The 26,054-nt window shown below is 63.6% G+C and carries 19 protein-coding genes; 9 read left to right on the top strand and 10 right to left on the bottom strand.

Features of this window, described 5'->3' with window-relative positions; all coding sequences use genetic code 11:
* Positions 1-75 precede the first annotated feature (75 nt).
* From DT069_RS23210 to DT069_RS23200, 3 genes are all read left to right on the top strand, one after another.
* Positions 76-1,065: a TRAP transporter substrate-binding protein gene (locus tag DT069_RS23210; protein WP_119462731.1), complete on the top strand. Its 990-nt coding sequence runs from the start codon at positions 76-78 to the stop codon at positions 1,063-1,065.
* A gap of 129 nt (positions 1,066-1,194) precedes the next feature.
* Entirely contained in the window at positions 1,195-1,710 is a 516-nt protein-coding gene (locus tag DT069_RS23205) for a TRAP transporter small permease (RefSeq protein ID WP_119462730.1), read from the top strand.
* Between the two features lie 18 nt (positions 1,711-1,728).
* Positions 1,729-3,003, top strand: a complete 1,275-nt coding sequence (locus DT069_RS23200) for a TRAP transporter large permease (RefSeq protein ID WP_119462729.1) — start codon at positions 1,729-1,731, stop codon at positions 3,001-3,003.
* A 40-nt stretch (positions 3,004-3,043) separates the two neighbouring features.
* Here the strand turns inward: DT069_RS23200 and DT069_RS23195 are convergent, their stop codons facing one another.
* Complete coding sequence (locus DT069_RS23195) at positions 3,044-3,484, bottom strand: PaaI family thioesterase (protein ID WP_119462728.1); 441 nt, start codon at positions 3,482-3,484, stop codon at positions 3,044-3,046.
* A 162-nt stretch (positions 3,485-3,646) separates the two neighbouring features.
* Between DT069_RS23195 and DT069_RS23190 the strand changes: the two genes are divergently transcribed.
* From DT069_RS23190 to DT069_RS23175, 4 genes are all read left to right on the top strand, one after another.
* Positions 3,647-4,420 carry an enoyl-CoA hydratase-related protein gene (locus DT069_RS23190; RefSeq protein WP_119462727.1) on the top strand — a complete coding sequence of 258 codons (774 nt, stop codon included), beginning with the start codon at positions 3,647-3,649 and terminating at the stop codon, positions 4,418-4,420.
* A gap of 14 nt (positions 4,421-4,434) precedes the next feature.
* On the top strand, positions 4,435-5,631 hold the full coding sequence (locus DT069_RS23185) for a CaiB/BaiF CoA transferase family protein (RefSeq protein ID WP_119462726.1): 1,197 nt from the start codon (positions 4,435-4,437) through the stop codon (positions 5,629-5,631).
* A 69-nt stretch (positions 5,632-5,700) separates the two neighbouring features.
* Entirely contained in the window at positions 5,701-6,702 is a 1,002-nt protein-coding gene (locus DT069_RS23180; RefSeq protein WP_119462725.1) for a dihydroxyacetone kinase subunit DhaK, read from the top strand.
* 3 nt (positions 6,703-6,705) lie between these two features.
* The gene (locus DT069_RS23175) at positions 6,706-7,311 is read left to right on the top strand and encodes a DAK2 domain-containing protein (protein ID WP_119462724.1); all 606 of its coding nucleotides are present in this window, start codon (positions 6,706-6,708) and stop codon (positions 7,309-7,311) included.
* A gap of 412 nt (positions 7,312-7,723) precedes the next feature.
* Here DT069_RS23175 and DT069_RS23170 read toward each other — a convergent pair whose 3' ends face one another.
* A complete protein-coding gene (locus tag DT069_RS23170) occupies positions 7,724-8,353 on the bottom strand; it encodes a recombinase family protein (RefSeq protein WP_119462723.1) in 630 nt (209 codons plus the stop codon).
* A gap of 1,062 nt (positions 8,354-9,415) precedes the next feature.
* On the opposite strand from DT069_RS23170, the gene DT069_RS23165 reads away from it, so the two are divergent.
* Both DT069_RS23165 and DT069_RS23160 read left to right on the top strand, forming a co-directional pair.
* Positions 9,416-10,225: a hypothetical protein gene (locus DT069_RS23165; RefSeq protein ID WP_162913404.1), complete on the top strand. Its 810-nt coding sequence runs from the start codon at positions 9,416-9,418 to the stop codon at positions 10,223-10,225.
* Positions 10,226-10,422: 197 nt separating this feature from the next.
* Positions 10,423-13,059, top strand: a complete 2,637-nt coding sequence (locus DT069_RS23160; protein ID WP_162913403.1) for a hypothetical protein — start codon at positions 10,423-10,425, stop codon at positions 13,057-13,059.
* Between the two features lie 5 nt (positions 13,060-13,064).
* Here the strand turns inward: DT069_RS23160 and DT069_RS23155 are convergent, their stop codons facing one another.
* The 8 genes from DT069_RS23155 to DT069_RS23120 form a co-directional block, all read right to left on the bottom strand.
* On the bottom strand, positions 13,065-15,143 hold the full coding sequence (locus DT069_RS23155) for an AIPR family protein (RefSeq protein WP_119462720.1): 2,079 nt from the start codon (positions 15,141-15,143) through the stop codon (positions 13,065-13,067).
* Complete coding sequence (locus tag DT069_RS23150; protein ID WP_119462719.1) at positions 15,136-16,131, bottom strand: PD-(D/E)XK motif protein; 996 nt, start codon at positions 16,129-16,131, stop codon at positions 15,136-15,138. Before DT069_RS23150 ends, DT069_RS23155 begins: the two co-directional genes overlap by 8 nt.
* Positions 16,125-18,878: a Z1 domain-containing protein gene (locus DT069_RS23145; RefSeq protein WP_119462718.1), complete on the bottom strand. Its 2,754-nt coding sequence runs from the start codon at positions 18,876-18,878 to the stop codon at positions 16,125-16,127. The genes DT069_RS23150 and DT069_RS23145 overlap by 7 nt, the downstream gene beginning before the upstream one ends.
* Positions 18,871-20,550, bottom strand: coding sequence for an ATP-binding protein (locus tag DT069_RS23140; RefSeq protein WP_425450497.1), 1,680 nt, complete (start codon positions 20,548-20,550; stop codon positions 18,871-18,873). The genes DT069_RS23145 and DT069_RS23140 overlap by 8 nt, the downstream gene beginning before the upstream one ends.
* Positions 20,471-21,967 (bottom strand): DNA cytosine methyltransferase, encoded by a 1,497-nt coding sequence (locus DT069_RS23135; RefSeq protein WP_119462716.1) that lies wholly within the window; start codon positions 21,965-21,967, stop codon positions 20,471-20,473. The genes DT069_RS23140 and DT069_RS23135 overlap by 80 nt, the downstream gene beginning before the upstream one ends.
* A complete protein-coding gene (locus DT069_RS23130; protein ID WP_119462715.1) occupies positions 21,954-22,370 on the bottom strand; it encodes a very short patch repair endonuclease in 417 nt (138 codons plus the stop codon). Before DT069_RS23130 ends, DT069_RS23135 begins: the two co-directional genes overlap by 14 nt.
* 309 nt (positions 22,371-22,679) lie before the next feature.
* Complete coding sequence (locus DT069_RS23125; protein ID WP_119462714.1) at positions 22,680-23,963, bottom strand: tyrosine-type recombinase/integrase; 1,284 nt, start codon at positions 23,961-23,963, stop codon at positions 22,680-22,682.
* Between the two features lie 161 nt (positions 23,964-24,124).
* A partial coding sequence (locus tag DT069_RS23120) for a hypothetical protein (RefSeq protein ID WP_162913402.1) occupies positions 24,125-26,054 on the bottom strand: 1,930 nt, incomplete at its 5' end.

The raw sequence follows: 26,054 nt of genomic DNA, 5'->3' as shown, positions 1-26,054 counted from the left end.
CCGCACCAAGGCCCGCCTGCGGCCGGTCGGCCGCAGTCCGAAACGCGACGGAACACCAACGGGAGGAATGCGAAAGTGAACCTTACCGCCGCACGAAACGCCCTGCTCGGCGCCGCCCTTGTCGCCGCCTCCGCGGCTCTTCCCGGCGTCTCCCACGCGCAGGAAGAGATGATGCTGACCTTCGCGCACGGCTTCACGCCGGACATGAGCTGGGGGAAGGCGGCGCAGAAGTTCAAGGAGGTCGTGGAACGCGAAACGGATGGAAAGCTGCAGATCCAGATCTACGATTCCGCGCTCCTGGGCGAGCAGCGCCAGCTGATCGAGCAGATCATCGACACCGGGACCAACGACATCTCGATCTCCCTCGAGCCGATCAGCCTCTGGGTTCCCGAGGTCAACCTCTACCAGCTGCTCTACCTCTTCGAGGACATGGACCACCTGATCCGGTTCGAGGAGGGCGAGGGAGGGCAGGCCCTCAAGGACCTCGTGCGCGAGAAGGCCGGCCTCGAGGTCCTGACCTACTTCCCGCGGGCGCCGCGGCAGCTGTCGACGGTCGATATCGCGGTCGACTCCGTCGAGGACGTCCAGGGCATGAAGCTGCGGGTGCCCGAAAGCAAGTCGGCGATCGCCGGCTGGACGGCCATCGGTGCCAAGCCCGTCCCGATGCCCTTCGGGGAGGTCTTCACGGCTCTGCGCCAGGGCGTGCTCGACGCCCAGGAGAACCCCTTCCCGCACATGGTCGCCCGCAAGACCTACGAGGTGACGCCGCACGGGGCCCGGACGAATCACGTCTTCGCGCCGGTTTGGCTGTTCATGTCGGCCGAGAAGTACGCGGCGCTGCCGCCGGAGTACAAGGCCGCGATCGACAAGGCGGCGCAAGAGGCGCACGCGTTCGAGCGCAAGATCACCGAGGCGGAGATCGCGGAGGCCGAAGCCACGCTCAAGGAGAACGGGTTCCAGATCACCGAGCCCGACCTCGCGCCCTTCCGGGAGGCGGCTCGCCGGTCCTACGACCAGTTCCCTCAGCTTAAGGGTTGGATCGAGCGCGTTCAGGCCATCGAATAGGGACGGAATCTGCAGCCGCCGTGCCGGATCTCTTCTGGCCCGGCGGCTGTTTCTCAACGCACCAGGCGGATCGGCCGGCAAGGTTCGCCACGGAATTCCCCGCAAGGCTCCCCGGTGGAGGGTTGGCTCATGCGCAAACTATCACCCCTTGAAGCGTTCCTCCGCGCCCTGTCCGTCGTCGCTATCCTGGCGATGTTCGGCACGGTCCTGCTGCAGATCGCCGGACGCCATTTCCTGCCGGCGGCGCCGCCCTGGACCGAGGAGCTCGGGCGGCTGCTGATCGTCTGGCTGACCGCCATCGGCGCCGGCATCGCCCTCAAGCAGGACGGATATCGCGGCGCCGTCGAGGGGATCGTTCATCTCCTCCCGGCGGGCGCGCGAAAGGTCGTTACGCTGAGCTTCATGGTGCTCATCGCCGGTTTCCTCGGCATCCTGATCCACCAGTCCGTGGACGTCATGCGCCGCAACTTCGATGTTCACGCCTCGGCGCTCGGACTGCCGATGGCGTATTTCTACCTGGGTGTTCTCGTGCTGGGCATCCTTCTCCTCTGGGCGCTCCTGCATCACGCCGTCGCGACGCTGCGCTCCGGGCGCGCCGCTCCGGATGGCGAGGACGGGACGGATCCGGCCGGCAAGGCCGGCTGAGCGAGGAGATATCGAGACATGGCCCTTCTCGCCCTCGTCGCCTCGTTCGTTTTCCTCCTGCTCTTCGGCATGCCCATCGGCTTCGCGCTCGCCTGCAGCTCGACGCTGTACCTGCTGGTCGCGGACGTAAACCTGCTGATGATCCCGCAGCTCGTCTTCGCCTTCCTGTCGAAGTTCGTGCTGCTCAGCGTCCCGCTCTTCATCTTCGCGGCCCAACTGATGATGGAGACCTCGATGGGGCCGCGCATCATCGGCATTGCGAACGCCGTCGTCGGCTGGATGAGAGGCGGCCTGTCCCAAGTCAACATCCTGTCCAGCATGGTGTTCGCGGGTGTCTCGGGCGCGGCCATTGCCGATGCGTCGAGCATCGGGACGATCATGTGGCGGGCGATGGTCAAGGAGCGCTACAACCCCGACTACGCGGCGGCGGTCTCCGCCGCCTCCGCCGCCGTCGGCCCGATCATCCCGCCGAGCATCCCGATGATCGTCGCGGGCACCATGGTCGACGTCTCGGTCACGCGCCTCTTCATGGGCGGCATCCTCCCCGGCGTCCTCATGGGGATCGGCATGGGAATCGTCGCCTACGTCCTCGCCCGTGTGCACGGGCACCCCTCCAACCCCTTCCCCGGGGTTCGGGGATTCCTCCTGTCGATGAAGGACGGCTTCATCGACCTGATGATGCCGCCGGTGGTCATCGGCGGGATCGTCTTCGGCTTCTTCACCCCGACCGAGGCCTCGGCCGTGGCGGTCCTTTATGTTCTGGCGATCGGCGCCCTGCGCCGCGAGATCTCCTTGGGCCGGTTCGTGGAGTGCTGCGTCTCGACCGTCAAGACGACGGGCGAGGTCCTCTTCATCGCCTCGATGGCAATGGTGCTGGCCTGGGTCCTCGTCTTCTCGCAGATTCCCCAGCATCTGGTCGCCGCGGCGACCGAGCTGACGCTCAGTCCTTTCCTGCTGAAGGCGATTATCATCGCGGTGGTTCTCGTGCTCGGCACCTTCCTGTCCGGCATGGAGGCCCTGCTCATCACCCTGCCGCTCTTCATCCCGGTCGTGAAGGCCCTCGGGCTCGACGTCTTCCACATGACGCTGGTGATCGTCATCGCCGCGATGATCGGCACAATCACGCCGCCGGTCGGGCTGACGCTCTACATCATGAGCAGCGTTTCGGGGCGGAGCATCTGGGCGATCTCGCGGGCGATACTGCCGTTCCTCCTGGTGAACATCCTGGTTCTCGCGCTCGCGGCCTATGTTCCCTGGATCGTGACCGCGGTGCCCGACCTGTTCGCGAACTGAGCCGCTCCTGATGGCATGATGCCCGCCCCGGCGGACGGGCTTAGGCTCGGTCCGGCTTCGGCTCGATCGGGGCCCAGGTCGCGGTCGCAAAGGCGGCGAGCTTGCTGTCCTCTGTGAACAGGCGCGACTGGAGGTGGTGGAGCGCGCGCCCCCGCTTGATGAACTCGCCCTGGAAGGTGACAGTGCCCCCGGTGACGGGACGGAGATACTGAACCTTCGTCTCGACGGTGGCCGCCGGGCCGACGGTGCGGTTCAACAGATGTCCCATCGAGATATCGAGTCCCAGAGCGATGACGCCGCCATGCAGCGACTTTCTCGGGTTGTGCATCCACGGGCGCACCGCGAGCGACACGGTGCAGGTCTCGTCGTCATAGGCGAATTCAAAGCCGAAGAGCCGTGCCAGGAAGAAGCGCTCGAACGCGAACTCGTGATCCTCGAGCGCCTTGGCGAAGGCCTGTTCCAAATCGGGGTCGGTAAGCACGGGTCCTCCCTTGGTTTGAGTCCGTTCGCATCTACCGCAAGCCCGATGGATCGGCCACGGTTTCCCGCGATCCGAGAACCTATTTCCAGAAACGCAGAATGAGGTTCCTTTCGGGCGTGGGCTTGGTTAAGTGGCTACGAGACTTAAAGACGGGGTCCCGACATGAGCTACGAATACTTCACCGTGTCCTCGGAGAGGGCGATCGCGACGGTCACGTTCGAGCGGCCGCCCGTGAACGCCTTCAGCGAGGCGACCCGGCACGAGATCATCGAGATCTTCGATCGCCTCAGCGAGGACGACGCCGTCTCGGTCGTGATTTTCACTGCCAAGGGCAAGTATTTCAGCGGCGGCGCAGACATCAAGGAGCGCGCCAAGGTCCGGGCCGAACAGGGCCAGTACCGGGCCGTCAACCGGATGTCACTGGCCAGCGTCCAGGCCGTCCGGGAGTGCCGCAAGCCGGTCATCGGCGTGCTGAACGGTCCGGCCGTCGGCGCGGGCGGCGCCTTCATCACGGCCTGCGACATGATCGTGGCGGCCGAGGACGCCTATCTCTGGATGCCCGAGATCGACCGCGGCATGGTCGGCGGACCGGCGCTGCTCGCGCGGGCCTTCACGCCCTGGCGCGCCCGCTGGGCGTTCCTCACCAGCAGCAAGATCCCGGCCTCCGAACTCCACCGCCTGGACGTTGTGCAGGCGGTGGCGCCGCGGGACGAGGTCATGGCGATCGCGCTCGACTGGGCGAAGCAGATCGCCGAGAAGCCGCCGCTCGCCGTCGAGGCAGCCAAGGAGATGTTTAACATTGCCGAGGTCCTGCCCTTCCGCGAGGCGGCGCTGCTCGAGGCCAACACGACGGTTCAGTTGTCCCACACCGAGGATTCGCGCGAGGCCCAGCAGGCCTTCGTCGAGAAGCGGGCTCCAGTGTTCCGCCGCAGGTAGCGAAAGGCCCATTAATGACGACAGCCAAGTCCGCAGATCTCGCCTCGACCGAGTCTCAGCCGCTTGCCGGAATCCGCGTGCTCGATTTCACGCGCGTAGTTTCTGGCCCGTTCGGGACGCTGCTGCTGGCACTCATGGGGGCCGAGGTCGTCAAGATCGAGCACCCTGAGGGCGGCGACGAGGCGCGCGGCTTCTGCGGCAACGAAGAACTTGCGTCCCGCGGCCTGGGATCGACCTTTCTCAGCCTGAACGCAGGCAAGCGGTCTGTCGCGCTCGACCTCAAGGAACCCGAGAACCAGCAGATCGTCCGCCGGCTCGTCCGCGATTGCGACGTCGTGGTCGAGAACTTCCGGCCGGGCGTCATGGAGCGCCTCGGGCTCTCCTACGACCACCTCAAGGCGGAACGGCCGGACCTGATCTACTGCGCTATCTCGGGCTACGGCCAGACCGGGCCCGAGGCGCAGTCCGCCGGCTATGACGGCGCGATCCAGGCGGCCTCGGGCCTGATGTCGATCACCGGGTTCCCGGACGGACCGCCGACACGCGTCGGCATCCCGGTCGGCGACCTCTTCAGCGGCGTCTCGGCGGCCTTCGCCATCGTCTCGGCGCTCTACCAGCGCAATGCGACGGGACGCGGGCAGTTCATCGACGTGGCGATGCTCGATTCGATCCTGTTCGCCATGCGCAACGCGGTCGCCTGGTGGAACATCGGCGAGCGGGAGCCGCGGCGGCTCGGCAACATGGCCTGGACGGAGATCCCGGCCTCCGATGTCTTCCTGGTTCGCGACCGCCACCTGATGATCACGGTCAACACCGAGCCGCAGTTCCGGCGCCTCTGCGCGGCGCTGGGCATCGAGGGCTTGCTCGAGGAGGAGAGATTCAAGGACTGGCCGGCGCGCAAGGCGAACCGCGCCGCGCTGCGAGCCGCGATCGAGGACGCCCTGTCGCAGGACGACGCCCGAAGCTGGGAGCGCCGGCTGAAGAAGGCCGGCCTTGCGGCCTCGGTCATCGGCACCGTGCCGGAAGTCCTGCGGCATCCCCAGGTCGCCCATCGCGATCTCTTCCTGCGCCTGGACGGGACGAAGGGGCTGGACGGACCCATCGAGGTGATGAATGCCCCCTTCAAGTTCCTGACGGGTCGGCTCGGCACCGATCGTCCACCGCCCGCGCTCGGCGAGCACACCGAGGAGGTGCTGGCCCGCTACCGGTGATCCGTCTGAGGGCAGGTTTGGCTTTCCGATTGGGGCGGACCGCAATGCATCCGTAAGCGAGGGGTAGAGATGAAGAAGATTCTGAACGACCCGAACGCCTATGTCGACGAGATGCTGGATGGGTTGTGCGCGGCCCATCCGGCAAGCTATCGCCGTCTCGGCGAGTCTGGCCGCGTCATCGCCCGAGCCGATGGCCCCGTTGCCGGGAAGGTCGGCATTGTAACCGGAGGCGGGTCGGGCCACCTGCCGGTCTTCACTGGCTATGTCGGCCGGGGCCTGCTCGACGCCTGCGCCATCGGCAATGTGTTCGCCGGGCCGAGCGTCGACGATTGCATGGGCGCCATGCGCGCCGCCGATGCCGGGGCGGGCGTCCTGCGGCTCTACGGCAATTACGGCGGCGACCGGATGAACTTCGACATGGCCGGCGAGATGCTCGAGCCCGAAGGCTTGGCGACGACAACGGTCCTGGTCGCGGACGATGTCTCCAGCGCTCCCAGGGACGAGCGTGGGAAGCGCCGCGGCGTGGCGGGGCTGATCTACGCCTACAAGGTCGCGGGCGCCAAGGCCGATCAAAAGAACGCATCGCTCGCCGAGGTCACCGAAGCCGCCCGCAAGGCAGCCGACGCCTGCGCGTCCATCGGCGTCGCTCTGACGCCCTGCACCGTCCCCGAGGCCGGCCGGCCGACCTTCAGCATTGCCGACGACGAGATGGAGATGGGCATGGGCATCCACGGCGAGCCCGGAATATGGCGCGGCAAGCTGAAACCGGCGGACGCCATCGCCGGCGAGATGCTCGATCGTCTGTTGTCCGATACGGACATCGCCAAGGGCGAGCGCGTTTCGGTGCTCGTCAACTCGCTCGGCGCCACGCCGCTGGAGGAGCTGTACATCCTGTATCGGTACGTGGCGCGCGAGCTGACGGCCAAGGGGATCGCGATCGTCGCACCGCTGGTCGGACGCTACGCGACGTCGATGGAAATGGCCGGCGCGTCGCTGACGCTGTTTCGCCTCGATGGCGAGCTCGAGGCTCTCCTGAAGGCGCCGGCGGACTGCCCGTTCTGGAGGGTCTGAGGGGTGGCGCTCACCGCCGCCGTGCTCAAGCCGGCCCTGGAGCGGTGGGCCGCGAGACTGAAGGCGGTTGCGCCCGAGCTGAACGAGCTCGACGGCGCCCTCGGCGATGGCGATCTTGGCGCGACGCTGGCGAAATGTGCCGCCAATGTGGAGGGTATCCTCCCGGACCTGCCCGACGACCTGAGCGGCGCGTTCAGAGCCTGTGCCCTGGCTTGCAGCAAGGCTTCGGGCTCCAGCTTCGGCACCTTGCTCGCCGTTGCCTTCCAGTGTGCCGCGAAAGAGAGCGCGAACCGGTCAGAGCTACCTTGGCGCGAGCTGCCGGCGCTGCTTGAAAGCATCATTCGAACCCTGGCCGCGCGCGGCGGCGCGCAGCTCGGCGACAAGACCGTGCTCGATGCGCTTGAGGCAGCCCGGCTCTCCCTCGCGACTCTCGACGATCCAAAGGCGCAACATCTCGCGGCATGCAAGGCCGTTTCGGCGGCGATCGAGGAGTTTCGAAACCGGCCAAACCGCACAGGCCGGGCACGCATGTTTGGGGAGCGCTCAATCGGCCTCGCGGATCCCGGCATGGTCGCGTTGTGGCATATGCTCGAAAGTCTGCGCCAATAATCTGGTCGGAAGCTGGCCGCTGATAGCACCCTGGGTAGCTTATAGCTGCCCGAATCCGTTCCCCTTGGTTCTTTGCTGCGGATCGCCAAACGTCAGCTTTGGAGACGCCACATAACCTCATGAATGACGGCTTAGGGTCAAACACGGCGCTTTCCTGAGCTCCTAGCGGCCGGCCGGTATGAGGCCGTGGGCGGACATCGGGAGTCGCGACGCCCCATTGACGAGCCTTTGCTGGGCGTACGGAGATTAGAAGCTGTGCCCGAGCAGGCGCCGCTCGGCCCTATTAACGACATTTTGGGTGAAACCCCTTGGGGCTGCGTTGATGGTGCTGGTGCGGCATAGCGAGGCTCTGCGCCATCCCGGACACCGGGCGCTACATAGAGATGCCAATCTGGCAGCGGCCCTTGTCGGGCTATCGCCGCGCGATAGCCTGACCCGACGCGTCAGGGCTCGTCAGGATGCGGTGAACGGTTCCGACCCCCAGCTTGAGCTCCGCCGCGATGCTGCGCACGCTCCGCCCCTCGGCGCGGGCCTCTTTGACGGCCTGGTGAACATTCTCCTCAACCGGCGGGCGCCCAAGGCGCTTGCCCTTGGCCCTGGCGCGGGCAAGTCCGGCGTTGACCCGCTCGCGGATCATCGCCCGCTCGAACTCGGCGAAGACGCCCATCATCTGAAACATCGCCTTGCCCGAGGGCGTGGTGGTGTCGATGGCCTGCTGGTGGAGATACAGATCGACCCCAAGCGCATGGAGCTCGTTGAGAAAGCCGAGCAGGTCCTGCAGCGAGCGGCCCAGGCGATCGACCGACCAGGCCGCCACTAGGTCGAAGCGCCGGCGCGTGGCGTCCTTGCACAGGCGATCGAACGCGGGCCGTTTATCCCGCCCCTTGGCTCCGCTGACGGCATGATCCTCGTAGACCTCGACCACCTGCCAGCCGCTGCGCTCGGCAATGCCAGCCAGCTCCAGTCGCTGGTTTTCCGTCGTTTGGCCGTCGGTCGACACCCGCAAATAGAGCGCCACGCGCTTGCCTTTGCTCCGAACCATCCTGTTTGGCTCCCCAGCAGTATTTGAGCAGGCTACGGCAGAGCTGTTCGAGAAACAACTGTTTTACGAACAAACAGACGACACTGCGGTCGCCGCAGATTTCCACGACCTCGGCCGCCTCAATCCGGATGAGATTTTGGAACACCATATTGCGGGCGGCGCTGAGACCACAATACGCTGTTGAGGTTCTAATGGGCGGCGAGCTGGCGGGGCGGCAGGGGAAAGCCTCCGATCCCCGATTGACGGCTGTGTGATGGTCGGTTTGATGGCAGACGCCAGTGTATGGGCTCCATCGGGGCATAAAGGAACACACGAGATCTGCCGGTTGACGGACCGCGGTCGCGGCTTCCAGCAGGTCGGCTATTCTGACACTCGGCGCCCCACCTGATCGATCGACGACTCCGACGCTGAGATGGTCACAGCCTCCAGAGACCAGTCGACGGTTACGGCAGAGATGCCTCCGGGGGTACCCCCAAATCCAAAACGGGTCCCAATAGACGGCCGGTGGACGGGTCCCATCAGCCTCACCCTCACCGCTTATTTTCCGGGACGAGGAGATGATGGCAGCTATTCGAAGATACTAGGTCGGCCGGTGTCGCGACGAGGCCCACCGCGATCGCGCGGAGTGTGCCGGACCAGCACCCGCCCGCATGCGTCGGGGCGCCGCCTCCAGTTGCCAGTCGACTATACAATACGGCTGCTGCCATCCCGCGCATTGACCCAAAGCGGACTTCTCCCGAGCAGTCTGAGCGCCTAAGAAGCAGAATCGTGAATATCTCTAGCCATTTTCGGCCAGGACTACTTGCTTGCGCAGACTATAATGTGTTTCGCTTCTGGCCAGCACACTGGCTTTTGATTGGCGGGTATGAGTATTCCGTGTGAACTACAATGAGCTATCTGTGTTTGCTTGGAAATACGTACTCAGAGCAAAGCCGAAGGTGTTTTGGATGAGAATCGTCGGCCGGAATCCAGTTATTTGGTGTTGCGGAGGAAATCTCTGTGATCGCTGGAAATGGCGACTTTGTGTCGGCGAGGAATGGAGTGCAGCCAAGGGCGGCGGGATTGAAGAAGCGTAACGGAACATCAAACAAACGGCAGCTCAGGGAAGTGCCGGTGCCTGAAACGGTTCCGAGCACGCTCCTCCTCGTGCATGTCACGGCGGTAGGCGCGGCGCGTGAAATTGTTTACAGCGGAAAACTCGAGTCGCGACCGTGCAAAGTCTTTTCCAAGAACCTAGTCTACTTCTTCGTTTTCAGACCGGCCTATCGTATGAAGGACGGCGAGGTCAAGTCCGACCAGATTAACCGATTTCCGTTCGTGTTCGTCGTATCGCCCGACGACCTTGGCGTTCCCTTTCACGTTTATCCGTTTGATACCGGCGGAGCCGTTACGGGTGTGTTTGATGACCGTGCGGATGAATACGTCTTTCTTGAAGACTACGAATTAGAGCCGACGCTTATGGCTGCCGGCCGACACATCGCCTGGGCATTCGGCTCGGTCGACGCCTATCTCAAGGGTGATCTCAAGCCCGGGTTGAGCCAGCATTTCCCCCAATGGAAGGATGTGATCCACAGCTTCGTGAACATTGCGGGGCTGGCCGCATCGAGCCACAACCAACCTGATCAACGTGCATCTGCCGTCGAGGTGGCCTACCGGGATCACGTGCCGCTAGGCAATGTTAGGTTTGCCATTCTTCCCAAGCAGTACATCGAGGAGGGTACGGCCCGGAACACAGAGTTCATTGACAAGTTGACTGCAGCTAACGTCGAGTGGGCAATTTACGACTGGCAGCCGAATATGACGCCTGATGATTACCGAGACGAGATCTCTCGGGTCGCGCAGGAATACTTTGAGAAATCGGGTGCGCTGTAATGGGACCAGACGAAAGTATCCCTGCACTCGATCTAGCTGGCTATGTCGCCCTCAGCGAACATGGGTTTGCGTTACCCTGCTTCGCCAGCGGACCGTGCCCGAATACTTGGCACGTCGCGATCTGTTCTGTCTCCGGGGACCATCTCGGGACGATCATCGGCTTTGAGCCATTCTCGTCCGGCGAGGAGATACTACCGGTGTCACCCAGCCGTACACGTCGCATTCAGATCGGCGACTCCTGGTGTGACGTTTTTCTTTGGAACGGCGAGCATCACGTCGGTGAACCCGGCGAACTGTGGGAGATATTGGCAGACGTGCGGGGCGAGATCGCCGCGCACGCACCGATCTCCCTTTTGGACCTCGCCTTATTCGCCGGCGCGGGGGACTGGCAATCCCTTGCCCGGAATGCCTTCAGCTATATCCAGGGCCGGTTCGGAGACGAGAAAGCAAGGCTCTGGCGGAGCGATACCTTCATTCGCAAGTTTGTGATCCTTCATCTGCGCCGCCTTATCCAGGCCGGAGACTTGGCGGTGCCGTTCAAGATGGCGCAGGCGGTCGAGATCGATGATCGAAGTGATGGAACGCTGAGCATCGAAACGCCTGAACCACTGATAAACGAACTGGTTTCGACAGGCCGCGCCGACCAAATATTGAGGGAGCTGCAGACCGTCGCTGACCCATTTTCGCTAACGGTCGAAATGTTTGCCGATACGGATCTCCCGACGGCTCCACTGGTCACCGCGCCTTCCACCGAAGGTCCAGACGACCGTGTAGACACCGTCGGCGGATTCAACCGCCCAGACATCCTGATTGTCGTGCTAGGGAAGCGTGCCGAGGAAATCGCGCGACATCTCGGTCCACCCGAGTGGGTTCCAGCTTGGTCTACGGGACAAGCGCCAGGGCGGTATGCTGTAAAGCATTTCCCAGCGCGTCGGTACCCGCGGACGGCTAGCCTGGGTGAAGCCACAATTCATATCGTCCACGGCGGCGCCGACCTGCCTCAGCTAAACCGTTATGGCGTCCTGATCGCAATCGTCGACGACGAATATCTGGTCGATGGCAGCATACGGAAGGCGGCAGTGCACAAGCTCGACCAACTGACGTCCGAAAAAGGCGTGATCCGGCTGTTGGCGCCAGCGCTACCGCGTGACCGGCCGGCCCGGGTCATGTCGGCGAGAAACTCTTGGATCCGGTACGGAGACACGGGATTCCAAGCTTTGCTTGATACCTCAACGGCGCGCTCGTTCTTCTGGTCAGGCAATCCGCGGCGGGCTCTGGATCGGCGCATCGCTGATATTATCATCGGTGCGGCCGTCCTGTCGGCTAGCCCGGGACCGCTTTCAGAGTATTTCAGAAGTAGTGCTTCGGATCTGAGGGTTCCGCTGCTGACGCTCTCACTGGAGGTGCCGCGCCAGGCCGGTGGGCACAGGTTTGAGTGGAACTCCGCTGTGATGGGCATGGTATCTGAAGCGATATGGAGCGACCACTCGGGTTGGTCCCGTGGGTTTACCCCGTTCTCGGCCCGCTTCGGCGCGAGATGGCTGACGCAGCATGCTGGATTCGCCCGCGAGGGAGTAGTAGCGGTTCTCGAAGCAAAACCTGATTTTAAGAGGTTCGCGCGATCAATTCTTGATGGCATCAGGGAATCGGCCAAGGGCTACAGGGCGAATTTCGTACAGACCGGGCCCGTGCCCCAGGCGCTGAGCCAAGTTCTTGAGTTTCCCGAACATGTTTGCGGCGTGGGCCTGCAGAGAGATGACCGAATCAGGAACCTCGCTCTGATCGGGGAGACGCCCAACATCCGCATTATCAAGGCCGCTGCAGATGTGGGCTGGGCCGTCGTGCGGTATACGGATCACGAGACTATTCGGGAACTCCTTACCGCTGAGCGGCGTGGGGACAGCGTGGTGCTGCCCCGGGAGATCCAGCTGTCGAACGTTTGCCGCATACCCCATAATCGGCGCTTGGCCACGCGCGGAATAGATCCGCGAGACGTGATCCGGCTCTCGGAACAGCAGGTCGACGATCTACGGCAGAAGGGACGCGATGCGTTTGTGGAGCGCATCCGGCAATATCGCGCCGCGATTGCAGAAAACGAAGGGCCAGCAAAGTATGTGGTGCCCCGGAACGATATTGCAGACGCCGCGGCTAGAGGGAGTGATGCGGCTGCAGCCCTTCTGAGGCAGCTAGAACGAGAGCACTCTGAGCAGCTGCGTTCTCCGAAACGGTGGTCCGACTTGCAGACCGCTTGGAGCGTTCCACCGGACGGAAGCATCCGATTTGTAATCGCCGATGGTCGTGTGCCCGTGGTGCTTATCCGGCTGGTGCCAAGTGAAGTTCCTGCTCAAAACTTTTTCATCGTCGATGGCGACGCTGCCGTACCGGCGCTCCTTCAATCGCAGGTATTCGAGGTCTGGGCACGGGTGACCCTTTCTCGCTCGACAAGCTGGATGTCTCGCTTCTCCGTCAGCGGGACATTCGAAACTTTTCCTGTCGTCCCTCCTTTCGAACTAATGCGGCAGCCCGATGGGGCGTCCGCACTCATGCTCGGTTACAGCGACAAGATGCTCTACCGCCTCGCGCGGGATTGGCTCACTCTCCTGAGTGAAGACCCTGACTTCAGGCGCTCGGCCGAGTACAAGCGGCGGAATAGGCTCCGAGATCATCCGTTGCGGCAAGAACTCGATGCTGCGATCCTCGATGTTTATCGCTTGCCGCCCAACGCATCGGACCTGGAGATTCTGGAGCGTCTGCTCAGCACCAACGATAGTTTGCAGACTTCTTTGCCTATGCGAGAGAACAGCGAGTCCGCGGGTCAAGGAAGATGGTCTTGATCTCCTCAGTCGGCGGCGATGTTTTGGTGATCGCCTTCCGGGGGCGATAGAATTCCGGCCTGCTCGACAGCAGCCAGCGCCTCAAGCGCATAGCGTGCCTGCTTCGCGGATGGCTTGCGTACCCAGCCGCCGGCAGCGTAACCCGCAATCGTGCGGCAGATTCCGGCGACCTTCCAATGGAGGACCTTGGCGCGCTGGCCCTTCTCGGCGGCTTCGAGCCAGCAGGCTGCGTCCACCGTCATGCATCGGGCGATCCGGTCGTAGTCTTCCGCGGAAACCGCCGGACGGCCTGAGGTGCCATTCATAGCCGGCGCCTCGCCATAGGACAGCTCCGGCGGCAGCGGTTCGCTGAAGGCGGGGAGGCGTTCGCGGATCTCGGACCAGCACTCCTCCTTCTTATACCACTCGCTCGGATTCCGCTGGCCGGCGGACTGCCGCATCGCTGCGTCGATCTGCGGCGCCCAGCTCCGGACCAGCGCTTCAAGTTCCAGGGAGATCGCTTGGCTCGACCAGACCTGTGCGAAGTCGATGCGGCCACCTGTACGATGGCTGAGCCCGGCCACAAGGTAGGAAACGATCTGCGCTCGGTAGGCGGGAAACTTCATCGCCCGGATTACGCGCTCGACGGCTCTGTAGAGGATCGCGATGGCAATAAGGCGCTGGAACCACTCAGCGTCAGGCGGCGGCGGTGGTTCGTCCTTCATGCGCTGCATAAAGAAATGGAAGTTCTTCTGCCCGCCAAGGCAGACCCGATGAGGAAGGCCTGCCCAGGCCGACAAATAGCGCGCGAGATCGAGCTTGCTGAAACGCCGGGTCTTCGGTGTCAGGCTTCGGAACGTCTGGTATTCGGTCTTGCGATATGAGGCCTTCTGTTCGGCAGCAACATAAGCACCGCGGGCGCGTTCGTAAAACCAGCGCCCCCTGCCGTCATCCAGCCAAGTGTTGTTAGCGAGCGTCTCGACCTGATGATGAAACGGATCATTGGCGGAGAAGTCGGCGAGCTGAACCGTGTTCTGACGGTTGGCCGCCCGCGAGACCGAGCCGACCATCTCCGCCAAGTCCGCGCCGCCGACGCGGATTATTTTGATGGGAACGGCGACCCGGTCGAGACTGAGGCTCTCTTTGCGGCGTGCCCGGTGGAGGGAAGCGGTTGTCTGCCCCCCGTTGACGATCTGCAGCCCGCGTAGCGCACGGATGGCCAGGGGCCCGCCGCCCTCTTCGTCAAGGTCGATGGCGTCTACCGTCGCGACAATTCCGTTGTTGAAGGCCAGGAACATCGAGGGTTGTTCGACGATCGTGCGGCGCAGCTCGGCGTTCACGCTCTTGCGGCCCTGAAGCCCCAGGAAGGCGCGGACATTCAGCTCGAGAAGCCGGACCCCGTAGCGATCGTAGATACGTGAGAGCACCTCCCCTGGAAGCACCAAGAGGTAGGCGTCGTAGTCGCCGTCGCCGGACGGCACATGAAGGCATGGGACCGGCGCGCCGGTCAGCGCGACAAGATCAACGGAGATGTCGGATCGCGTCTCTCCTTCACCGAGAATGCGCTGCAGCCGGACAATGTCGTAGGCTTCGTGTTCAACGATTCGGCCGTTCCAGTCGCTCGCCGTGAGTGGCGCAGTTGCCAGCACACCGTCACTCAGAACGACGATCCTGATAATCATGATGCGGGGCGCCTCGAGCTGGATACTGCGGGCGAGATCGCTGGCGTCAGTATTCGATGGCTCAAGTCGGTCGGCGAGACCGTCCATGCAAGCGCCGGCGAACCGGAGCGCACGTTCGATCGCCCGTGAAACCTCTGCAGTTGGAATGCGGGTCGCCGGCAGTTCGCCGCGATAGATGGTGGTGAAGAGATCCAGACGCGCCCGTTCTTTGTCGAACGCATATCCGTCGATCCGGTAGGCGGCCTGTCCGAGGCGACCTTCCTGATGGAGATCGAACGCCGCGTCGAAATGACCGGCCTCCTCCAGCCGCTCTAGCACCAAGCGCGTGAATATGTTGGCCGAGAACGGTGCCTCATCGGAGAGCCCTTCCTCGATTTCGGCCGCCAGCTCGGCGGCGAAACGGTCGACAGCCTCGTCAGTCAATAACATCCTCCCTCGTGAAGGCGTCCAGTACACCGTTCACGTCACAGCCATGCGGCGCCAGGGCCTGCAGCTCAAGCATGTACTCCGCGTCAGTGACCCCCGACGGGACTTGGGACCGCAGCAGGCGCGGAAAGGCGGGCCCTACGGAAAAGATCGAAACAGACTGGACGTCGACCCTGGGAAGCGCCCGCGCGGCGGTGTCATCGGGCATCAGACCGCGACGGAGCAGGGCATTGTCAAATCGTCGGCGGTCCGCGTCGGCAGGGAGCATTCCCGTCACCACCTCGATCAGCCCGCCCAGGGTTCTTCCGTCCGGTGTCTCCGCAAGCCGGACGTGGACTAGGTTAAGCCGTCGCAACCCCGCGTTGTCGAGCTGATCCAGACTGGAGATTCGCAGCCGTGTCGCTGAGCCCAGGGTGGTCTTGATCTCAATGGCATGGCCCGCCCGCTCAAAGTCGTGAAGCCCTTCAAACGGGGCCCGCCAGCTGTCTAGATTGCCGGCGCCCCGGCTGATCAGCGACTGAAGGATCGTCAGCTCGCCAATCAGGCCGACCGTCTCGCTTCGGCTGAGCCCGGCGCGCCGCTCCCTAAGAAACAGCCGCCAAGCATCGAGCCGACCCAGGAAGGTCCGGAGCGCCTCGCGACGGTCGCCGGCAGTATCTGTGACCTGGAGGACGTCGCCGCAGACGGTGATGAAGAGATCCAGCCGGGAGGGGTCCTCCAGCGAGAGGACAAGCATGTGCCCGGCGTCCGACCGGGCGTGCGAGAGCCGCATGCCGCCGACCTCGAAGGCGGCAGTCGCAACAGGCGCCGGGTCGTCGATATCCACGATGAGGCAGGGCGCATCGTCGACAGCGCGCAGCCCCGCGTGTGCGTCGAGCGCCCGCTCGGGCGTGAGCCGGAGCGTCCGGAACCGCTTGGCGTGTGCTGGATGCAGGGCGAGTTTCGACCAGCTCTCGCGCAGGCGATCGGTCGCTCCGATCACCATGCCTGCTCGCGTTGTCTGACGACGTTTTCGAGATAGAGGCGCTGAAGGGCGGTTGCGCTGTCGGGAAAGCTGATGACGAGTCCGATTACCGGCCTGTCCGTGTCAACGTCGGCGACCTTCGGGTCCAGAGGGTATATGATCAGTAGCCCGTTCTGAGGGCGGCGGCCGCGGATCTGGCGGACGCTTGGTCCCGATGGCCGATCCGACTCGGCCAGTCCGGCGAGCCGGCGCTCGGCGTTCGTCTGCGCCAGTGCTTCGGCGAACTCGGCGTCAGACAGATCGATAGCCTCGTCGGGCGGGTTGAGAATGGACTTCACGATGAATCGCGTTGAAGTCGAGCGATCCACCCGTGGATTGCGCACAATGCTCTTGAATGACCGGCCGGCGAGCAATACGGGTATGCCGCGGTCGCCGGCCGCGACGTAGACCGTCCAGCCAGTGAGCTCGTCCAGCCGGATCTGGTCCTCGATGTAGCCGGCGAGGCGATGACCTTCGATGTCGTAGTTCTCCGGAGGGAAGGACAGACTCCTGAGATAGTCGGCAACCGAGCGGCCCGGCACGCCGGTCCAGAGCTCGCCCGCCGCCGCCACGCCGGTGCCGGGACGAAGCAGTCCTGTCTGTCCGCGGCCGAGAGTCTCGATGAAGGCGTCGGTCGCCGCAGCGTTCTGTTCGACCGTGGCCGCGTCCCGGAACATCACCGTCTGGATCTTGCCCTCGCCGGCATAGCCGACTTGGCGCTGCACCGCATGCCGCTGCTTGTTTGCGGCGGTCACACCCATGATGCTGTGGCCGGCCACCCGCAGTCCGTACTCCTTGGGCGTCGCAAGCATCAGCTGCATGTGAGCGAGCTGCGCGCGGAGCTCCTCGTTCGCGGTCGCCACGTGGCGGAACCAGTCCTCCATGTCCGGGGTGGTGTAGAGGCGGCACAGATCGGCGAAGCCCCGGCGGTAGCCGAACCAGCGGCCCATCTGCAGAAGACTGTCGTACTGCTTTGAGATGCGGAGGAAGTAGCTGACGGTGAGGCCTTCCAAGGTCAGGCCGCGGGAGAGCTTGTCGCCGCCAATGGCAATGACGGACAGACCCGTTTCGCGATAGGCGTCATAGTCGAGACCAACCTTAGAACGGCCGTTAGTGACGACGACGCGAATCTTGTCAGCGGTATCAGCGAGACAGGACAGCACGGCGTCCCAGTCGGTAGCCTCGATTTCCCGCCCAAACACCGTTCCGAGAACCTGATGCGTCGTCGGAACGAAGTCCTCTTCCCACAGCTGGCGAAGATCCTCGATGGTCGCTGCGTCCGCCCCGGAGATCCGGGCGCGCAGGTCGTTCAGGCAGCGCAGCACCTGTCGGTGCACGATATCGTGCACGTCCACGAAACGGGAGACGTGCACCAGCATCGAGTTGTGCACCCGCTCCTGCCCGCGCGCGGCGCGCCCGGCGCAGGCGAGGAGGAAGGCCCTGATCGCCCTTTCCAGGCTGGGCGGCACGCTGTCACGCCCGTCGAAGACCGGCTTCAGTGTCTTGTCGTGCGGATCTGGAATCCAGACTTCCCCGATCTGATCGACATGCCGGATGAGTGGCAGACCACCCTGATCGCCCTCGCTGTTCGTCCCAAAGACCGCGACTGGTCCGAAATAGTCGTCCGGCGGCGTCAGCGACAGGATGAATGTCGAGGGAAAGAGGTCGTCCCCGTAGTCCTCGGCGGTGCGTTCGTCGTGGATCAGGATGTTGGCGAATGGCGTGGCCGTATACGCCACGTAGGCGGAGCGGCTGAACGCCTTCAGGAGCTTGCGGATCTCGCCGTTGATGCGGGTGGGGTCATAGTCTTCATCGAAGGTGCCGTCGGGAAGCAGCGGCTGATCGCGTGTGTCGACCGATGCTTGGTCGGCCTCGTCGTCGATCAGGAGCAGCGGCGCCGCACGGGACTCGTCGGGAAGACGGGCGATCCAGCGGTTGAGGTTCTTCAGGATACTTCCGTTCTTCTTCACCACGAACAGGCAAGGCTGGCTTAGCGGAGCGAAGTTCGCCTGACGCGTTATGCTAACATTGAAGTCGCCATTGGCCGCAGCGAAGGTGAGACTGTCGACGATGAGCCGCGGAGGTATCAGGCCTACGCCGACGGCTCTGCGTCGGCCGTCAGCTGAGGCGGAATCGGGATTGGTGTCCCAGCCAAGGAAATCGGCTTCCAGGCGCTGCTGTGTCTGTAGGCGCAGGAGATTGTGCATGCCAGCCAGGATCACGATAACCCGATACCCGGCGTCGGCGGCCCGGTTGACCACGCCAGCGTAGTGAGCGGTCTTGCCGGACTGCACATCGCCAACGACCAATCCGCGCCAGTCCCACGGGCCTTCGCGCTCAGGATCGTCAAGCATCTCAAGAACGCGGGCGGTGCTGTCGCGGAGCTCTTCGACGGAACGCGCCGCCCAGCCGTCTTCGGCCAGCTTCTGCAGGTAGCGGGTCATGAACGAGCCTGGCCGTCTCCGCTCGCCAACATACCACTCCGGCGGCAGGCGCCGGTCCTTGATGGCGATCGACTCGCCCTGTTCGACGACGAAGATTGACTCAAGCGCGCGGACGACGTCGTTGATGTCGTCGTCGGAAAGGGACCGGCCGGTGGTGGCAGAGACGATCGGCGCCACTGTGCGTACAGCCTGCTCAATCTTGTCCCGTCCGAGCGGCCGCTCCTGCTCTGACATCAGCAGCTGTCGGGTCATGTTCGAGAGTGTCGTGACGGCGTCGTTACTCATCCGGTGTTCCAATGATCCGGAGAACGGAGCGGCGAAGGGCGCCAGTTTTAACAGGCAACTGCTGGAGCATCCTGTCAAGCCGGACCTCGACCGGATCGTCTCCGGACATGCCGGTCACCACCGACGCCAACTGGTCTGCGAGGAGGGAGATCTCGGTGTCGCTGAGCGCGGTAGACCGCGTGTCGCCGGTCTCGGAAACGTCGAGCCAGATCCGTTCGATCGGAACAGTCTTTTCGATCAGGACGAGCGCAGCGGTTAGGAGATTTTGATTGTCTCCTGCAGCAGCGAAGAGACGTTGCAGGGCGGGATGATTGCGGTTGATACGGTACTGTACACGGCCCGAGATCTGCTCGGCCGTCCATACCGGTTGGCCCAGCTTGGCGGCTTGGCGGCGAACCTTGCCGCCGCGCCAAGCAAACACCTCCCGGGCCTTCCCGCGGCAGGCTGCTGCTATGGCAGTCAGTCGTGGGCGAAGCACTGCGGGCGGCCGCGCCAGCGATTTGCGGACATCGATCCGCCATTCGGCATCGACGTGGGTGGGCAGGTCCACCGACAATCTCGCGAGGCGGCTGGATTCCTCCCTCGTCCAGGCGCGGGCACCCCCCAAACCCAGCCAGCCGCCAGCCGCCACAAGCCGCTTGCCCCTGTAGACATAGAAGCCTTGGCGCTCGCTCCAGCCGCCGAACCCGCCAGCCGCTTCGTATTCTGCCTCGTTCGCGAAGCGGTCACGGTGCGGTAGGACGAAGGGCGAGACATCCATGACACCGGCGGTGGACCGGAGCCGTTCGGTCGGCATCGTGATCGTCGCGGGATGATTCCGCTGGAACGGATCCCAGCCCCGCACAACACGGCCGTTGATAGCGATGGCGATCCGTCGGGCATCGCCGGCCAGGAAGCGGTGAAAGACCATCGCGAAGTGAGCGCGTATATTCTGGAGTCGGGCGAAGAAATCCTCACTGTCGAGGCCGAACAGGCCGCCGATCGCATCCATGTGTTCCCAGACGACGAGGGTGCCCTGAGCTCTGGAGCCAAATGCTTCAGCCAGCCGGGTCGCGGGTAGGGCTTCAGGAACCAGTGCTTCCCACTTGCCCTTCGCGGCCACTTGGTCAACGTCCCAGGCGAGACAGGAGGTCAGCCCATCCTTCCGGCTGGCAACGGTCATGCGCCGACACTGGGACAGCGACGCCGTCTTCAGGCCCAGCCCGAAACGGCCTAGGTCGTCGGACGTGCGCTCCGCCATTGGGCCATCTCCCCCGAAGCGCATTGCGGCAGAGAGCCCGTCGAAATCCAGGCCACGGCCGTCGTCGAGGATGGCGACGACAGGTGTGCCGCCATTCCAGTCGAGATCCACATCGATCCTGGCCGCACCCGCGGCAATGCTGTTGTCGATAAGGTCCGCCAGGGCGGTTTCTGGCGCGTAACCGAGCCCGCGGAGCGACTGCAACAGCGCCGACGCCGAAGGAATTATCTCCACTGTGCGCGCGTGTTCAGCCCCCATGCCCTCAACTCTCGCCGTCAGCTTGCCCGAACCGGCCTTCGTTCGATCGCGCTCTCCAGTCGAGCTGCCGGCCTGCGTGAATTCTATGGTGTCGCTATGCAGCCCTGCTCCTGCGGATCGCCCTGGGTAGCGCAGCCGCTGCTCCCATAAGATCCTTTCTGAGCTGCTCGGCAACCGCCTTCGCCAGGAGCGGAGGAACGGCGTTGCCGATCTGGCGGAATGCGGCGTTCATTGCTCCGGCGAAGCGGAACCCGTCTGGGAAAGATTGCAGCCGCGCGGCCTCCCGGACCGACACCGTCCGGCGCTGCTGGCTGTCATAGTGTATGTGAGAATAGGTGTCCTTGCCGATATGCGCGGTCAACGTGCGCGAGGGCCTGAACGGATCCATCTTCCACCACTTATTGGGGAACTTGGCCGGATCATAGGGTGGAACCATCGCCTTCCAGAGGGCTGCGCGAGCCGGCGAGTCCTTGAGGCCTGGAGCGATTCCGCGCATGTCCAACTCCCGCGCAAACATCGCCTCGGCGATAGCCCGTGCCCGCGGGTAGTCGGCGCCGTGTGACATCCTGGCGAAGATCGGGAAATCCCGCGGCGTCAGCCGCACAACGTGGCCATCGACGTCGACTAGACTCTCGAAACCGCTCCATGTCCGCATCAGCTGCGCATAGTCGGACAGCTTCGTGCCCTTGCGATAGGGCAGACGGTCAGTCACGTGCCGGCGCCTCATCGCTTTCGGATCGGACCAGTGCTCCTGGATCTTCGGCAGATCCCCGAGCGCTTCCCGGACGCTCACCGCCTTTCCCAGCGAACGGTCCGGCCGATGGATCGGGCGGAAGCGTCGGCTGTCGGGCGCGACGTACTTCAGAGCAACGCTGCGCGAGCTCTCGTAGCCTCGCGGGAGTTCGACAAAATGCGTCGGGTCCGGGAAGGTCGGTTCAACGTTGAGCGTATCGGCGATCGCAATAAGAAACAGCCGTTCGCGGATCTGTGGTACGCCGTAGTAGGCGGCGTTCAGAATGGTATAGGCGGCACGATAACCGGCGTCTTCAAGCACCTCGCAGATCTCTTCTGGCACGTTGTGGCCACCGAAGTTCAGAATATCGGGCACATTCTCGATAATGATCGCAAGCGGCTGTGTGTCGGTAACATAGTCGAGGAAGCGGCGATAGAGCGCGGCACGGGGATCCTTACGGAACGCATCATGCTCGCCGCCAGCCAGTTCCCGCAGCTTCGACCTGCCGATTCGGGCGAAGGCTTGGCAGGGGAGCCCGGCGGCCAGAATATCGAACACGGCCGTAGTTTCGCTTCCAAGCTCGAGATCATTCACGAGATCGTCCGCCGAACACTCGACCATGTCCCGTGCCACAGCCCAGCGGGCACGAGTCTGCTCGTCGGCCGCGAAGTTGAGCGCGTAGCTCTCCGCTGCGAGCGGATCCGCCTCGATATGAGCGGCGAGTTCGAAACCAGCGGACTTCAGGCCAAGCGCGAGGCCGCCGCAACCTGAGCACAGTTCGAGGACACGCGGGGCGCCGCCAGCGCGGAGCTGTTCGATCTTGAGAGTCCGAGCCCGATGTTGCTCAGCGGACCGCATCGCCGAGGAACCTCTTAAGAACCGTAGCCATGGCCTCGTCGTCGGTCGCTTCACACTCCCAGATGGTCAGGACATCCCACCCCATTTGCTTCAGTTCCCCCTTCACGCGCGCGTCACGTTGCTTATTCGCCGTGAATTTTTTGCGCCAGAACTCAACATTCGACTTGGGTTCATAGGTGAATCGGCACCCCGGATGCCGATGCCAGAAGCAACCATGTACGAATACTATCTTGCTTCGTGCCGGGAAGACCAGGTCTGGCGTACCGGGCAGATCGCGGCGGTGAAGCCTGAAGCGGTAGCCGAGGCGGTGCGCCAGCCGGCGCACGGCAACCTCGGGCTTGGTGTCACGCCCGCGGATGCGGGCCATATTGGCCGACCGCCGCTCAGGAGATACCAGATCCATACTTCAGCTTCTGGCGCCTTTCTGCTTCAGCGCCGGACGAGGCGGTGAGTTTGGGCTCTGCGCGCTCGTTAATCCCCAGGTCCATGTCCCTTGTTCTATCAGTGCCAGTGGCAGAATGGCAATATTCCTGGCGACATTTCTCCGACCAGGACGACAAAAGTCGGTCCTGCGCATGGGGCTCTTGTTTTATTTATAACTCAGTTCGCTACAGCGTGAGCAAACCTGCCAAAGCCGTAGTAGTCAACTGCCTGCCCGTTTTTTGCCTGCGATTCGTCGAAGACTATCTAATGAGTCATCGACGCAATCAGGCTAACTCGTTTGCCTCTCCACCGGTGTCTCTCTCTGCTCTGGAGGTCGACGCCAGAGTGATTTTTGCTCCATGGCGGCGGCAATGCGCCGGCCGATGGCCTCGTTGGCGGCCTTAACTGGGTCGTCAGCTAAATGGCTGTAGCGGTTCGTCGTTTCAGACCGTGCATGGCCCAATAGTTTGCCGATCATCGGCAGCGACAGCCCACCGGCTGTACCGAAACTCGCGTACGAATGCCGAAGGTCGTGTAAGCGGACGTCATCCAGCTTGGCTTTTGCTCGGATGCGCCGCCAGGGCTTCTCGAGATTCACGAGATGACTGCCTAGCCGCTCACCAAAGACGACGTAGGGATTGCCGGCCACACGCGGCAAATCAGCGAGGACCTTTAGCGCCGGGGCCGACAGATAGACCACCTTGGCCCCGGATTTGGAGTCGCGCAGCCGCAAGCACGCAGCCTCTAAATCCACGTCCTCCCAACGAAGCGTCAATATCTCATCGCGGCGGCATCCCGTGAAGATTAGTAGCCGGATCGCAGCTATGACGCTCAGCAGCTCCGCCCCCTGCCGCTCGCATTCGATCAACACTGACGCCAACCGCCCTAGCTCAGCCTGTTTCAGGAATCGCTCAATCTTGTGTTCTGCATATTTCTGTATATGGCGACAGGGATTAGAACCGTCCGGCCGCCAGCCCCAAAGTTCGGCCAGATTGAACATTTTGCTTGTCAGTGCAAGGCAGCGGTTGGCAGCTCCGGTGCCGCCACGGACGACAATGCGGCGTCTGGGCCCGACCTTCTCGTCCTTTGCGGTCTTGCCCTGCGCGACAGCCAGCTTGAGGCGGTCAATGTCGGCGCGGGTGACATCGGCGACGCGAAGCCTACCGAGGATCGGCAAGATGTGGTTGCGAATATTTCGTTCATCTGCCGCCTGACTGGAGGCCTTTTTGTGCTCGGCGGCATACTCCGCGAAGTAACGTTTGCATAGTTCCGCCACCGTCGGCGCACCCTTGCTGGTATCACGCGCGGCTGCCGGATCTCGCCCTTCGGCCACATCACCCAGCAACGCCTTTGCCTTTTCTCGAGCCTTATGGACCGTCCAGGGCGAGCCGTGCTTGCCGATCGTGTACCAGCGTTGCCGTCCGCCCACGCGGTACTTGAGGACGAATATCCGGCCGTCCTTTTGGCGGCGGACGCCGAAACCAGTGATCTTTCCATCCCACAGCAACTCGCCAGGATTCAACGCCGCGACCGCGGTCTCAGTAATCTGGCTCCGGCTCCGTTTCCCCGGCATCTACTCGTGCCCCATGGTCGTTACGATTCATAGCAACCATATAGCAACCACGATCATGAGTAGCAATGACGATCAGTGGCTGTAGGGTGCAGGATAACCGCCTGAAACAATGTGAAAGCGGAAAAATATGGCGAGCCTCGGCGTGCCAGACCTCAGGATTCCTAATCCTGGGGTCGTGGGTTCGAATCCCGCCGGGCGCACCAATCATAACGAGATATTCCCGAATGCGCCGGGCAGCGTCGGGACCGCTGATGCCAAACCAGCAACAGGAGCAGACCGGTACCGAACAGCGGCAGCACGCCGGGCTCCGGCACCTGTGCAGCCGTGCCGACGACTGACACCCGCAGCGCATCGCGGCCGTCGAAGGAGACGATGCTGGCGATGAAGGCCCGGTCCTGCAAGGTCGGGAGCATGAAGTCGAGCGCGCCGAGGTCCGCCAGCAGGGTATCGGCCGTCAGCACATCGAAGAAGTCTCCGACCAACGGATCGAAGCCGTCGATGAGGGAGAGGGAGAAACCGAGGGCCGAGTCCAGGACCGCGGTGCCGAACACATTGTACTGGTCGTATTCCGTGCCGGCGGGATCAGACCCGACATTGATGCGATCCGGCGATGGGATGCCGGTATCGACGAGAATGCCGCCGATCTCGAGGTTGATTGTTCCGGAGAAGGTCGCGTCATCCAGGAAGTTCAGGATGCCGGCGGAGAAGCCTGCATCCACGAGCCCGGCGATCTGCGCCGGTCCATCGATCGTGCCGTTGCCGGACAGGCCGCCGCCTTGAATGTCCAGGAACGACGTGCCGAGCGTGCCGCCGTCGAGCACCGTGCTGCCCGCCGTCTGCCGATAGCGGCCGGTCAGGGCGGCGCCGTCGCGGCCAATGGTGAGGGTGCCGGAATTCTCGAAGTCGCCATCCACCGAAACCCCGTCCAAGGACGAGTTGCCGGTCGAAAATAGCTGGCCGTCCGCGCTCATGTTCAGCGCGCCGCCGCGAACATTGGTGTCGTTGAGACGAATGGTGGCGCCCGTCTGGCCGGTTATCGCGCCGCTGTTGTCGATCAGCCCTTGATTGACAGTGAAACCGGCGCTGTCGACGGTGGTGACGCCCTCATTGGAGAAGGTGACGTCGTTCAGCGTCATGGCCGCGTCCTGGACCAGGAGCTCGCCGCTGCCCACCGTGCGCAGGGCGCCGCCGTCGATCGTGACGAACGAATCCTCGACGTGCACGCGCGAGCCGGCGAGCGCCTCGGTCGTGCCTTGGTCGGTGCCGTCGTCCTGGTCGTAGGTCCCGGCGAACAGTCTGAGAATACCGCCGTCGCTGGCCCGCAAGGTGCCGGTGTTGAGCAGCCCGAGCTGCCCGGTGTCCGGATCGCGCCCGGCCAGCACCAGGGCGGCGTCGGCGACGTTGGCGTCGATCAGGCCGCCCGCCAAGTTCTCGATGCCCATCGAGAAGAAGCCGATGTCGCCGCTGCCTTCGATCGTATGGTTCCGGTTGATCAGTGTTGTTGGATTGGCACTGGCGGGGCCGATGGAGGTTCGTGCCTTCAGGCTCTCTGCGCGATCGCCCGGCCAAGTCGGCTGAAGGGCTGGCCCGGCCAGCGTCAGCACGCCGCCGCCGTCGAAGGTCACATCGCCCTCGAGCCGCAGCCTGGCAAAGCCGATCCCCTGCGCCTCGACCGTGATGCTGCCGCTGTTCTGGACGTCGACGCCCTTGAGCACGGGGCTGGTGCCGATGAACCGCATCGCGCCACTGTTCACGATGGCCCCTTCGTTGACCATGAAGCCGGCGCTGTCGACAGTCGTGGTGCCCGCGTTGCTAAAGGCGACCCCGTCGAGTGTGACGCCTGCGTCCTGAACCAGAAGCGTGCCGCTGCCCACCGTGCGCAAGGCGCCGCCGTCGATCATGACTGCAGAACCCTCGATCTGGATGCGTGAACCGGCGAGCGCCTCGATCGTGCCCGCGTCGGTGCCGTCGGTCTGGTCGTAGGTCCCGGCGAACAGTCTGAGAATACCGCCGTCGCTGGCCCGCAAGGTGCCGGTGTTGAGCAGCCCGAGCTGCCCGGTGTCCGGATCGCGCCCGGCCAGCACCAGGGCG

Source organism: Virgifigura deserti, from assembly GCA_003576685.1.
Lineage (GTDB): Bacteria > Pseudomonadota > Alphaproteobacteria > Dongiales > Dongiaceae > Virgifigura > Virgifigura deserti.
Note: the sequence above shows the minus strand (reverse complement) of the source record. Positions and strands in the feature narration are given on the sequence as shown.